General features: G+C 68.0%; 10 protein-coding genes and 1 pseudogene. 5 read left to right on the forward strand and 6 right to left on the reverse strand.

The features are described 5' to 3' along the window. The first annotated feature begins 64 nt into the window (after positions 1 to 64). The gene (locus BM417_RS02735; RefSeq protein ID WP_093588115.1) at positions 65 to 580 is read left to right on the forward strand and encodes a TetR/AcrR family transcriptional regulator; all 516 of its coding nucleotides are present in this window, start codon (positions 65 to 67) and stop codon (positions 578 to 580) included. On the opposite strand, the gene BM417_RS48965 is transcribed toward BM417_RS02735, so the two are convergent. From BM417_RS48965 to BM417_RS02750, 4 genes and pseudogenes are all read right to left on the reverse strand, one after another. Further along, positions 559 to 1,347: an energy-coupling factor ABC transporter ATP-binding protein gene (locus BM417_RS48965; protein WP_093588557.1), complete on the reverse strand. Its 789-nt coding sequence runs from the start codon at positions 1,345 to 1,347 to the stop codon at positions 559 to 561. The genes BM417_RS02735 and BM417_RS48965 overlap by 22 nt on opposite strands. Then, positions 1,336 to 1,974: pseudogene (gene cbiQ, locus BM417_RS48970) on the reverse strand (cobalt ECF transporter T component CbiQ); the annotation flags it as partial. The gene BM417_RS48965 and the pseudogene cbiQ, both read right to left, overlap by 12 nt. Then, positions 1,974 to 2,255: a PDGLE domain-containing protein gene (locus BM417_RS02745; protein ID WP_093588116.1), complete on the reverse strand. Its 282-nt coding sequence runs from the start codon at positions 2,253 to 2,255 to the stop codon at positions 1,974 to 1,976. The gene BM417_RS02745 and the pseudogene cbiQ, both read right to left, overlap by 1 nt. After that, on the reverse strand, positions 2,252 to 2,938 hold the full coding sequence (locus tag BM417_RS02750) for an energy-coupling factor ABC transporter permease (RefSeq protein ID WP_093588117.1): 687 nt from the start codon (positions 2,936 to 2,938) through the stop codon (positions 2,252 to 2,254). The genes BM417_RS02745 and BM417_RS02750 overlap by 4 nt, the downstream gene beginning before the upstream one ends. 269 nt (positions 2,939 to 3,207) lie before the next feature. On the opposite strand from BM417_RS02750, the gene BM417_RS02755 reads away from it, so the two are divergent. Both BM417_RS02755 and BM417_RS02760 read left to right on the forward strand, forming a co-directional pair. Further along, on the forward strand, positions 3,208 to 5,334 hold the full coding sequence (locus BM417_RS02755) for a glycosyl hydrolase family 95 catalytic domain-containing protein (RefSeq protein WP_407656072.1): 2,127 nt from the start codon (positions 3,208 to 3,210) through the stop codon (positions 5,332 to 5,334). Positions 5,335 to 5,384: 50 nt separating this feature from the next. Next, a complete protein-coding gene (locus BM417_RS02760) occupies positions 5,385 to 6,734 on the forward strand; it encodes a pyridoxal phosphate-dependent decarboxylase family protein (RefSeq protein WP_093588119.1) in 1,350 nt (449 codons plus the stop codon). A gap of 82 nt (positions 6,735 to 6,816) precedes the next feature. On the opposite strand, the gene BM417_RS02765 is transcribed toward BM417_RS02760, so the two are convergent. Then, the gene (locus BM417_RS02765; RefSeq protein ID WP_093588120.1) at positions 6,817 to 7,392 is read right to left on the reverse strand and encodes a MarR family winged helix-turn-helix transcriptional regulator; all 576 of its coding nucleotides are present in this window, start codon (positions 7,390 to 7,392) and stop codon (positions 6,817 to 6,819) included. A 302-nt stretch (positions 7,393 to 7,694) separates the two neighbouring features. On the opposite strand from BM417_RS02765, the gene BM417_RS02770 reads away from it, so the two are divergent. Beyond that, entirely contained in the window at positions 7,695 to 9,044 is a 1,350-nt protein-coding gene (locus tag BM417_RS02770; protein WP_093588121.1) for a glutamine synthetase family protein, read from the forward strand. Positions 9,045 to 9,054: 10 nt separating this feature from the next. Beyond that, a complete protein-coding gene (locus BM417_RS02775) occupies positions 9,055 to 11,541 on the forward strand; it encodes a DEAD/DEAH box helicase (protein ID WP_093588122.1) in 2,487 nt (828 codons plus the stop codon). Position 11,542: 1 nt separating this feature from the next. Here BM417_RS02775 and BM417_RS02780 read toward each other — a convergent pair whose 3' ends face one another. Beyond that, positions 11,543 to 12,460: a hypothetical protein gene (locus BM417_RS02780; RefSeq protein ID WP_093588123.1), complete on the reverse strand. Its 918-nt coding sequence runs from the start codon at positions 12,458 to 12,460 to the stop codon at positions 11,543 to 11,545. Between the last annotated feature and the right edge of the window lie 216 nt (positions 12,461 to 12,676).

Here is a 12,676-nt window from a genome sequence, read left to right on the forward strand (position 1 = left end):
AAAGTAGAATCGGAACGGTGACCCCGGTTATGACGATACGGAACGCGCGCCCCGGTTGGCAACGATGAGGGCCGATGCGGCTCGGAACCGCGAGAAGGTGCTGGAAGCGGCGCGTGAGCTCTTCGCGACGCAGGGCTTCGACGTGCCGCTGGACGAGATCGCCGGCAAGGCGGGGGTCGGGCCGGGCACGGTCTACCGGCACTTCCCGACGAAGCAGGCGTTGTTCCAGGCCGTCACCGAGACGCGGGTGTCGGCCATGATCGCGTCGGCCGACGAGCACGCGGACGACCCGCGGCAAGCGCTGTTCGCGTTCCTCACCAAGATGGCGGACGAGGCGGCGGTGAAGCGGGACATGTCCGACGCGATCACCGTGTCACCCGACCTGCGCAAGAGCCTGCACAAGGCGTTGGGCGGGCTTCTCCACCGAGCCCAGGAAGCGGGAACGGTCCGCGCCGACGTCACAGCCACGGACCTGGTGGTGCTGATGAAGGGGATGCTCCAGAGCATGCACGAAGGGGCGAATCCCGCCGTGTTGCTGGAGATCGTCCTGAAGGGACTTCAGTCGAGCCGGAAGCCGTAGGGCAGTTCGAGGCGGTGACGCGCCAGAAGCGCGGTGTCGGCGAGGATCTCGCGGGTCGGGCCGTCCGCGACGACCACGCCGTCGTCGATCAGCACGCTGCGAGGGCAGATCTGCAACGCGAACGGCAGGTCGTGCGTGACCATGAGCATGGTGGGGGCCAACGAGAGCAGCAGCTCGGCCAGTTCGCGGCGGGCCACCGGTTCGAGGTTCGCCGACGGCTCGTCCAGCACCAGGATCTCCGGTGAGCAGGCCAGCACGGACGCCAGCGCGACGCGACGTCGCTGACCGCCGGAGAGGTGCAACGGGGAGCGGTCGGCCACCGACTCCATTCCCACGGCGCTCAACGCCTTCGTCACCCGCGAGTCCACATCGGACATGCCGAAGTTGCGCGGGCCGAACGCGACGTCCTCGGCGACCGTCGGGCAGAACAGCTGGTCGTCGGGGTCCTGGAAGACGAGCCCGACGCGGCGGCGGATCTCGCGCAGGTTCTGCTTGCGGACCTCCAGGCCGGCGATCGAGATCGATCCCGAGCCGCCGCCGAGAACTCCGTTGAGGTGCAACGCGAACGTGGTCTTGCCGGCGCCGTTCGGGCCGAGCACCGCGACGCGTTCGCCGCGGTCGACGCGCAGGTCGATGCCGAACAACGCCTGGTGCCCGTCCGGGTAGGCGAAGGCCAGCTTCGAGACCTCCAGAGCGGGAGCCGCCACCGTCTCGGGGACGATCGTCGCCGAACCTCCCGGCTGACCCGTCCAGCCACGCGACACCATCGCGAGATGCACCCTCTCTCCGCGTTCGTAGGACCGGATGAACAGCGTGCCGACCGACCGGGCCACCGCGCCCGCCTGCCACAGGAACCGCGGGTCGTCGCCGCGCGAGATGCGGGCGACGCGCATGCGTTTCGCCTCGCCCACGACGACTTCGCCATAACGCAGCATCAAGGTGGCGATCATGACCAACGGCGCCGGCACCCGCAACGTCTGCAGACCGCGCAACAACTCCCCCGGCGCCGTCGTGGCCGCCAGGGTCAGGCTGATCAGCACGCCCAGCGTGCCCTTGGCCAGGATGTTCCAGCCCGCAAGTGTTCCCTCGACGGACACGGAGAGGCCCAGGAAGCCGATGCGCGGGTCCGTGCCGAAGATCGGCAGCAGGAACGCGAGCACCACGAACGGCGCCTCGATCACCGCACGCCTGAGAAACCACAGCACCGGTACCTGCGCGACGAACCACACCGCGACGATCACCAGCAGGTACAGCCCGAACAGCGGGAAGAGCGTGCGCGGGGTCGCCACGACACCCAGCACCGCCCCGAACGCCACGAGGATCTTCACGTGGGGCGCGAGGCGGTGCACCGGCGAGTCGCCGGCGTGGTGCAGGACGTCGTGGGCGCCGCTCACTACGCGTCGGACTTCTTGCGCAGCACCCAGAACAGGCCGAACGAGAGGGCCAGCACGACGATCACGCCGAGCACGCCCGCGAGGCCGGTGAACTTGTCGTCGCCGCCGAGCGCGTAGTCGGCGAACGTGCTGCCGGAGAACGGGTGCTCCTGCGCGTGCTCGGCGATCCCGGTGTCCTCGACGGTCTTGTCCAGGCCGTCCGGGTCGCCGGACGCGAAGTACGACAGCACTCCCGCGATCAGCAGTGACACGAACGCGAACCCGATGAAGAACTTCTTCACGATCGCACCTCCAGCGGCTTGCGGCTGCCCTTCAGCAGGTAGACGAGGTCTGGCCGGATCGACGCGACCGAGGTGACCGTGACGGCGGTGATCAGGCCCTCGCCGATGCCGATCAACGCGTGCAGGCCCCACATCAGCAGCGCGACCTTGCCGATCTCCACGCCGCCCGCGCCACCGATCGCGTACTCGACGACGAAGCCGGTCGCGGCGACCACCGTGTTGACGAACGCCGAGATGAACGCGACGGCGAACAGGCCGCCCTTGCCCCGCTCGGCGATCTTGCGCAGGGCGACGGCGACGAGGAACCCGGTCGCGGTGCCGATCAACGCCATGTTGGTGACGTTCGCGCCCAGGGCGGTGAGACCGCCGTCCGCGAACAGCAGCGCCTGCACCACCAGCACGATCGTCACGCACAGCGCGCCGACCCACGGGCCGACCAGGATCGCCGCGAGCGCGCCGCCGAGCAGGTGCCCGGACGCGCCGGGCAGGATCGGGAAGTTGATCATCTGGACGGCGAAGATGAACGTGGCCACCAGGCCCGCCATCGGCGCCGTGCGGTCGTCGAGGTCCGCACGGGCCTTGACCAGCGCGAAACCGACGCCCGCCGCCGCGATGACGAGGAAGACGACCGACACCGGCGCGTTCAGCAGACCGTCGCTCATGTGCATGGCAACAGGTGACATGAGCCGTCACGCTAATTGCCCGACCTCGGCTATGGCTAGGACTGTGCAACAACGATTTGCAGGCAAGAAGGGCGTTGATCGTCACACGGTCGCTAGTCATCGGATGACTTCTGCGGTTAGATCCGTTCCGCCGCCGCCACGGCACGGAGGGACGAACAGTGACAGAGCTGTCGCGTAGAACCTTTTTGTACGGGACGGGCGCGGCCGTGGGGGCCTCCGCACTGGGGGTGGGCACCGCGGTCGCAGCGCCCGAAACATCGGGTCACAACGTGCACCGGGACGTGGTCCGCGATGCCCGCATGGAGTGGAAGAGGCTGCCGCAGAACTGGGGCGACAGTCCTTTCCTCGCCAATGGGTTCCTGGGCGTCCAGGTCTACGCGGGACGCAACGCGAACGAGCTGAAGCTCATGCTCAGCCACTCCGAGGTGCAGGACCAGCGCGAGCACTGGGAGGCCGCGGTCGGCCTGTCCCGGCTGCCCATCGGGTACCTGACCTTGCAGTTCGCCGGCGCGATCACCGCTGTCGACTGGACGCTCGACCTGTGGAACGCCGAGCTCACGGGCTCGGTGACGACAACTCAGGGCAGCGCCACGTTCACGATGCTCGTGCACAACTCGCGCAGCACGTTCCTCGCCTCCGTCAAGGGCGAGGCGACCTGGGGTTTCCAGCCGCTGGAGTCGTCGACGACCCGTCAGATCCGCAGGCCGGCGGACTACACGGCCAACCCCGCCCCCACTCTGGGCACGGCCAACGGCGTCTCCTACGCCGCACAGCCACTGCTCGCGGGCGGTGGCTACACAACGGCCTGGCAGACCCGCAACGGCCGGTTCGCCGCGCACGTGGCGTACACACACCCTGCGGACACGCACACGTCCGACGCGATCCGTGAGGTGCGGCAGGCGCTCGCGATCCCGGCCGAGGTGCTGACGTCACAGCATCGCCGTTGGTGGAACGCCTACTTCGCGAAGTCGCTGGTGTCCGTGCCCGACAAGCTCGTGCAGCGCTTCTACTGGTTGCAGCTCTACAAGATGGCCGCCGCGACGAGGAACGACGCGCCTGTCATCTCGGAGTGGGGCCCGTGGTTCCCCGAGCAGGGCAACAGCTGGACGGCCGTGTGGTGGAACCTCAACGTCCAGATCTCGTATCCGCTGATCAACGGCTCGAACCACCACGAGCTCGACGCGGTCACGACGACGTTGAAGCGGTTCGAGCACAACCTCGAACTCAACGTGAACCCGGCGTACCGCGACGGGAACTCGTACGCGATCTGCCACCCCGGCGACCGCACGCTGCGCTCCGGGCCGCGCTACTGCGGCGTTCCGGGCGTCGCGCCGAACGACCATACGGGCAATCTTCTGTGGGCCTGCCACAACGTGTGGCTGGGCTACCGGCACACGATGGACAAGAAGATCCTGAAGGACGTCCTCTTCCCGATCCTGACGAAGGCGGTCAACTACTACGCCCGCTTCCTCGTCGAGGGCGCGGACGGCAAGCTGCATCTGCCGGAGACGCGCTCACCGGAGTACGCGAACGCCACGGACACCACGTACGACCTCTCGCTGATCCGCTGGGGCGTGCGCACGCTGCTGTCCATCGAGGAGAACGCGCGCTGGCGAGATATCGCCAATCGGCTCGTGCCTTACCACCTGGGCCCGAACGGTGCTTTGATCGGCAAGGACGTGTCGCTCAACGACTCGCACCGGCACTTCTCGCACATGCTCTGGTTCTACCCGTTGCGCGAGCTGACCTACGACATGCCGGAGCACCGCGACCTGATCAACAAGACGTTCGACCACTGGGTGTCGCGCCGGCAGGCGTGGGCCGGGTACAGCTACGGGGCCGCGTCCGCGATGGCGTCGGCGATGGGCAGGCCGGAGGAGGCACTCCAGTTCCTGCGCTACTTCCTCGACCGCAAACAGGTCGGCACGAACGCCGTGCTGACCGAGAACACCTTCTACCGCGAGGGAGGCAACCTCGCGATCGAGTCGCCGTTGATGTCCGGTCAGGCCGTGCTGGAAATGATGGTCCAGTCTCACAACAACGTCGTGCGCGTCTTCCCGTCAGTTTCGTCCACATGGGCCGATGCGTCCATCTCGTCGTTGCGCACGCAAGGAGCGTTCCTTGTGGACGCTTCCCGTTCCTCCGGACGGACGGACTGGATCAAGGTCCATTCGGAGGCGGGCTCGCCTTTGCTTCTGGAGCACGGGATCGCGGGCGACATCGACGTCCGCGACACGTGGGGACGACGCCTCGACTACAAGACGCGTGGCTCGGCCATCGAGATCCCGCTTCGCCGAGGTCAGAGCGCCGTCGTCTCGCGTCGTGGTACACGACCTGACGTCTCGGCACGTGATGTGAAGGCGAACGGCTCGTCTTCGCGCTGGGGTCTGCCGTAACGTCCAAATTCGAACATTCGGATTGCGCGTGTGGACGAGTGGAGTGTGCGGTGGATCTTCAGCACTGGCTCAACGAGGCGTTGGCCAACCACGAGAAGTGGACGGCCGACTACGGCACCTTCACACCCCACTCGTCCCTGCAGGTCGACCCGGCGCTCTTCGGTTCGGCACTCGCCGAGCTCCAGGACCGCCTGCGCGACAACTACCCGTTCTTCCATCCGCGCTACGCGGGCCAGATGCTCAAGCCGCCGCATCCCGCGGCGGTCGTGGGCTACCTGTCCGCGATGCTGATCAACCCGAACAACCACGCCCTCGACGGCGGTCCCGCGACCGCCGCGATGGAACGCGAGGTCGTGTCGGACCTGGCGACGATGTTCGGCTACGGCGACCAGCACCTCGGCCACCTGACGTCCAGCGGCACGATCGCGAACCTCGAAGCGCTCTTCGTGGCCCGTTCGCTGCATCCGGCCCGTGGCGTCGCCTACTCCTCGGAGGCGCACTACACGCACTCACGGATGTGCGGCGTGCTCGGCATCGAGGGATTCCCCGTCGCCGTGGACGGCCTCGGGCGCATGGATCTGGACGCGCTCGAAGAGCTCTTGAAGACCGGCAAGGTCGGAACGGTCGTGGTCACCCCGGGAACCACCGCTTTGGGTGCCATCGAACCGGTGCATCTTGTACTGGATGTCGCACGCCGATACGACGCACGGGTGCATGTGGACGGAGCGTACGGCGGCTTCTTCACGTTGCTCGCGGGCACCGACCTGGCGCCTGAGCCGTGGGAGGCCATCGGGTCGTGCGACTCCGTGGTGGTGGACCCGCACAAGCACGGCCTACAGCCCTACGGCTGCGGCGCGGTCCTGTTCCGCGACCCGTCCGTGGGCCGCTTCTACCTGCACGACTCCCCCTACACGTACTTCACGTCCGACGAGATGCACCTGGGCGAGATCAGCCTGGAGTGCTCGCGCGCGGGGGCCGCGGCGGCCGGCCTCTGGCTGACGCTGCGGTTGCTCCCGCTGACGCGCGACGGTCTGGGCGAGGTGCTGGCGGCCGGACGGCGGACGGCCGTGCGGTGGGCGTCGATGATCCGCGAGTCCGAGGCCCTGGAGCTCTACCAGGAGCCCGAGCTGGACATCGTCACGTACTTCCCGCGGACCGACCCGCTGTCCCTGTCCGCGGTGGACGCCGCCTCCCACCGCGTGATGGAGACGGGCATGAACGCGGCCGTCGACCCGATCTTCCTGAGCGTGGCACGGGCCTCGAAGACCGCGTTCGCCGCCCGGCACCCCGAGGTGGAGGCCGATGTGGACGGTGCGCGGGTGCTGCGCAGCGTGCTGATGAAGCCGGAGTCCGAGGACTACCTCGACACCCTGCACGCGCGGGTGCTGAGCCTGCTCTGAGGCCTGCCCTCTGACCGGTCAGACCCCGGTTCAACGCCAAATTGGGCGACTCACCCCCGGTGAGTCGCCCACTGGCGGCAGGTCAGCCGTGCTTCGCGCGCCGACCGGATCGGCGCGGCGGCAGCGGCGTGTCTCCGCGCAGGTCGAGGCGGCGCTGCTCGCCGTTGGCCTCGAGGTGCGTCACCATGCGGCGCAGCATCTCGGCCAGCGACTGGGCCTCGGACGACTCCAGCGGACCGCTGACGAAGACCTCTTCCTCGTTGAACTTGGGGAAGAGGTCGGCCATCAGTTCTTCACCCTCAGGGGTGAGCCGCAGGACCGCCAGACGCCCGTCGGTCGGGTGGCCCAGGCGCTCCAGCAGGCCCCGCGACTGCAGCGTCTTGGCGACGCCCGTCAGGGTGCCCTTGGAGATACCCGCCTCCTCGGCGACGTAGCGCGTCTCCATCTCGCCCCAGATCCACACGACCCAGAGCACGACGAAGCCGGTCCAGGTCAGATCGCTGGTGCGCAGCACCGAGTTCTCGAGGTGCTGGCGAATCGCGGTCGCGGCGCGGTGGATGTTCGACACCGCCGCCATCTGCTCGCGATGCAGCGGCACCGCACCGAGCTTGGCCTGGACGGCCTTCTCGGTCTCGGCAATCGTGTGGTGACCAGACAACTCAAAGTCTCCCGTGCTCGAGCTCAGGTGTTCCCGGCACAATACTTGCGGTTCCGAACTATGTCTGTGATGTGGTGCGAGTCAGTCCGCAACCACTTTGATCACGATCCCACATCGTGCATGATCTCGTGACGGTCGTCACCCGTCCAGTTACGGACTGTTGCCTCGTGGTGGACGATGAGTGTGGGGCACCGAACGGGGACCAATGGCGGTCTTTGCTCCACGGACGGGTCGATAGCGTTTGCCCCTCAACGTTATCCCCTCCGCGTCAGCGACACACTGTGCCGGAAAGGTAGTTCGACGTGGTCGGTGAACAGGTGACACGGGAACTCGCGGCAAGACTCGGCGAGGACGGGATCGACGTGGTGCGCGTCGTCTTCCCCGACCTGCTCGGCACCGACCGGGGCCGTGACGTCCTCGTAGAGCACCTACCTGCGGTGATTCAGCGCGGACTGTCGTTCTGCCGGGCCGTGTACAGCACCACGCCCGGCGGCAAGACGACCGAGACCGGGGGCGTGCTCGACGCCGGGCTGCCCGACGTGATCGTGGTCCCCGACCTCGACACGCTGCTCCCCATTCCGTGGGAACCGGGCGTGGCGTGGTGCATCGGCGACGCGGTGAGCCCCGCCGACGAAAGGCCCGTCGACGAATCTCCCCGACAGGTGCTCCGCAGGGCCCTGGAGGTGTTCGAGACCACCGGGCTGCAACCGGTGATCGGGCCCGAGCTGGAATATTTTCTCTGCGAGCCGGACGAAGATCGCCCGAACGGGTGGCGCCCCTACTGCGATGAGCCCGGCAACGTCTACGCGACCGGGCGCCGGGGCGATTCGGACGGTCATCTGCTGAGAACTCTCCGCACGCTCAGTTCGGCGGGCCTGCAGACGACCGGCGGCAACCACGAATACGCCGGGGGCCAGTTCGAGATCAACCTGGTCCATTCACCCGCCATGGACGCGGCCGATCGCGCGTTCCGCTTCAAAACGAGCGTGAAAGAGCTGGCCAGGCGGGAAGGCCGGCTGGCTACGTTCATGGCCAAGCCGTTCAACGACGGCGGTGGCAGCGGGTTCCACCTGCACCTGTCGTGCCACGAGAAGGACGGCCGCAACGCGTTCCAGGCGCCGGGGAGCTCCAGCGGCCTGTCGGACGAGGCGCGCTGGGCCATCGGCGGCATCCTCAAGCACGCCCCGGCGCTGGCCGCGCTGCTCAACCCCACGGTCAACTCGTACAAGCGGTTCGGCCCGGACTCGCTCGCGCCGTGGCTGATCGACTGGGGTCTCGACAACCGCAGCTCGATGCTCCGGGTGCCGGCCGAGCGCGGCGAGACCACCCGGCTCGAACTGCGGCTCGGCGACGCGAGCGCGAACCCCTATCTCGGCATCGCGGGCCTCGTCGCGGCCACCTACCTGGGCATTCGCGACCGGATCGAGCCGCCGCGGCCGTCCGCGGGGTACGGCTACGACCCGTCGAAGGCCCCGACGCTGCCCGCCACGCTGCCCGACGCCCTCGCCTATCTGGAGGAGGACACGGCGATGGTCGAGGTGCTGGGCAAGGACTTCGTGCGGTCCTATGTGGACTTCAAGTGGGAGGAGGTGGCCCGGTTCCAGCGGTTCGTGACCGACTGGGAGTTCACCGAATACGCGTACCACCTATAGTTCACCTGCGATGACTGCACTTACGGACCGGCTCACCTCGATCGCCGACGAAGACGAACTGTTCGACGCCTTCTCCCACTGGGCGACTGAGCGCGGCCTCGCGCTGTACCCGGCGCAGGAGGAAGCGGTCATCGAGCTCGTCTCGGGGGCCAACGTCATCCTCAGCACCCCCACGGGGTCGGGCAAGAGCCTGGTGGCGATCGGCGCCCACCTGGTCGCGATGGCGGCCAACCAGCGCAGCTTCTACACCGCGCCGATCAAGGCCCTGGTCTCGGAGAAGTTCTTCGCGCTGTGCGAGATCTTCGGGCCGGAGAACGTCGGCATGATGACCGGCGACGCCAGCGTCAACGACCAGGCGCCCATCATCTGCTGCACAGCCGAGATCCTCGCGAACATCGCCCTGCGCGACGGCCACACGGCCGACGTCGGCCAGGTCGTGATGGACGAGTTCCACTTCTACAGCGAGCCCGACCGCGGCTGGGCCTGGCAAGTGCCGATCGTCGAGCTGCCGCAGGCCCAGTTCCTGCTGATGTCGGCGACGCTGGGCGACGTCTCGTTCTTCGAGAAGGACCTGACGCGGCGCACCGGCAGGCCGACGGCGGTGGTCCGCTCGGCGCAGCGCCCGGTGCCGTTGAACTTCCAGTACGTCTCCACGCCGTTGCACGAGACGATCGAGGACCTGCTGCACGGCCGTGAGGCGCCGATCTACGTCGTGCACTTCACCCAGGCCGCGGCTCTGGAACGCGCGCAGTCGCTGATGAGCGTCAACGTCGCCACGAAGCCGGAGAAGGAGCAGATCGCCGCCACGATCGGCAACTTCCGGTTCTCGGCCGGGTTCGGCAAGACGCTGTCGCGGCTGGTCCGGCACGGCATCGGCGTGCACCACGCCGGCATGCTGCCGAAGTACCGCCGCCTGGTCGAGCAGCTCGCGCAGGCCGGTCTGCTGAAGGTCATCTGCGGCACGGACACGCTCGGCGTCGGCATCAACGTCCCCATCCGCACGGTCGTGTTCACCGCGTTGTCGAAGTACGACGGCACGCGCACCCGGATCCTCAAGGCCCGTGAGTTCCACCAGATCGCCGGACGGGCGGGCCGCGCGGGCTACGACACCGTCGGCACGGTCGTCGTGCAGGCGCCCGAGCACGAGGTCGAGAACATCAAGGCGCTGGCGAAGGCCGGCGACGACCCGAAGAAGCGCCGCAAGGTCGTGCGCAAGAAGGCTCCGGACGGGTTCGTGTCGTGGAGCGAGTCGACGTTCGAACGGCTCGTCGGCGCCGAACCGGAGCCGCTCACGTCGTCGTTCCAGGTCTCGCACGCCATGCTGCTGAACGTGATCGGCCGCCCTTCGGGTGGCGCGTTCCAAGCGATGCGGCACCTCCTGGAGGACAACCACGAGGACCGGCCGAAGCAGCTCAGGCACATCCGCCGCGCGCTGGCGATGTACCGGGCGCTGGTCGCGGCGGGCGTCGTGGAACGCCACGGCGACGACTTCCAGCTCACCGTCGACCTGCAGTTCAACTTCGCCCTGAACCAGCCGCTGTCGCCGTTCGCGCTGGCCGCGATCGAGCTGCTCGACCGCGAGGCACCGGGCTACGAGCTGGACGTGCTGTCGGTGATCGAGTCCATTTTGGACAACCCGCGGCAGATCCTGAGCGCTCAGGAGCACAAGGCGCGTGGCGAGGCCATCGGCGCGATGAAGGCCGACGGCATCGAGTACGACCAGCGCATGGAGATGCTGGACGAGGTCACGTACCCGAAGCCGCTCGCCGAACTCCTCGACGCCGCGTTCTTCACCTACCGCCGCGGCCACCCGTGGGTCGGCGACTACGACCTGTCCCCCAAGTCCGTCGTGCGGGACATGTACGAGCGCGCGATGACGTTCACGGAGTACGTGGCGTTCTACGGCCTCGCACGCTCCGAGGGCCTGGTGCTGCGCTACCTGGCCGACGCATACAAGGCGCTGTCGCAGACGGTGCCGGACGAGGCGAAGACCGAGGAGCTCAACGACCTGATCTCGTGGCTGGGCGAGCTCGTCCGCCAGGTCGACTCGTCGCTCATCGACGAGTGGGAGAAGCTCACCAACCCGGACGCGCCGGAGCAGGAAGTGCGCGTCGACCTGCCGCCCGCGGTCACCCGCAACGTCCGCGCGTTCCGCGTGCTGGTCCGCAACGCGCTGTTCCGCCGCGTCGAACTGGCCGCCAAGCGCGACTGGTACTCCCTGGGCGAGCTCGACCACGAGTCGGGCTGGACGGCCAAGGAGTGGATGGACGCGCTGGAGCCGTACTTCGAGGAGCACTCGGACATCGGCGCGGGCCCGAACGCGCGCGGCCCGGCGTTCCTGATCATCAACGTCGAGCGCGAGCGCTGGGTGTGCCGGCAGATCTTCGAGGACCCGGCCGGGGACAAGGACTGGGGCTTCAACGCCGAGGTCGACCTGGCGGCGTCGGACGAGCTGGGCGAGGCGGTCGTGACGATCACGGACGTCGGCCGGCTCTGACTCATCGGTTGTCGAGGCGCTCCATCAGCAGGCGCGCCTCGTCAGGGCTGATCGGCAGTTCCTCGTAGGTGTTGCCGCCGTTGCTGATGCCCCTGAGCAACGAGCACCGCTCCCACGCACCCTTGCGATAGGCGTACTCCTCCCACGAGTCTCCTTTGACGAGCGCGAACGCGTTCGCGAGGTCGAGTGCGTCCACGGCGTCGGAGAAGATCGCGAAGTACCCGGCCCCCTTCCAGTGGAGGCGCTGCCACAGCCTTCGCTGGGCCAGGGCCAGGTGGTAGGCGGCAAGGTCACCCGTCGCGTCCGCTGAGAGCTCCTCGACCCACCGGCCGCGGTGGGCCGCGACCTCGGCCAGCAGCGTCGACGGCCCCCACGCCAGCTCGCGCGTGAACGCCTCCTCGTGCTCTCCGTTCACCCTGACCACCGCGAACGGCAGGTTCGGCCCCTCCACGGACAGCACCTGGAAGCACCGTCGCGCGGGCTTCCCGGCGATGATCGTCTCGGCCTCCTCCTCGCTCACGGGCAACGCCCGGTACGACGAGTAGTCCTCCTTCTCCATCCGCCGCAGCACTCTCGACGGCACCCAGCCACTGTGCCCGGTGTGGATCTCCTCCCCGCCCAGCCGTGTCCGCCTGAGCACGGAGTGCAGGTGGCGCGGTTCGAACTCGGTCCTCTTCCACAGCGCGAAGTACCGGGGCCGGCCGCGTTGCCGCTCGGTGCGCACGGCGATCTCGATGGCGGCCCTCGCCTCACCGGCGTCCGACTCGTAGGCGACCTCGTCGATCCGCAGATCGGCGCGCCCGAGCAGGTCGGAGGGTTTCCACCGCAGATCGCGGGTGAACGCCTCCTCCGCCGACGCGGTCTTCCTGACCACCGCGAACGGGTGGTCGCGCCGGTCGCGGTGGATGAAGTACTTCATGCGATCCCCCCAGATCGGCCGAGCTCGAGTCAGTCATAGCAGAGCGGCACATGCCGCCTGACACAAACCGCGCAACCCTGCGGCAAAAGAGTTAATTCGCCTGTCGAGAACTCTTCCGGCAAGAGGACGCAATGCCGTGATTGATGCGACCCAGGACACACCGGTCCAGCCCGGCTCCTCCGGCGCCACCTGGTCTACCAGGGCGGTAGAACCGAC

The organism is Lentzea waywayandensis, from assembly GCF_900115955.1.
Taxonomy (GTDB): domain Bacteria; phylum Actinomycetota; class Actinomycetes; order Mycobacteriales; family Pseudonocardiaceae; genus Lentzea; species Lentzea waywayandensis.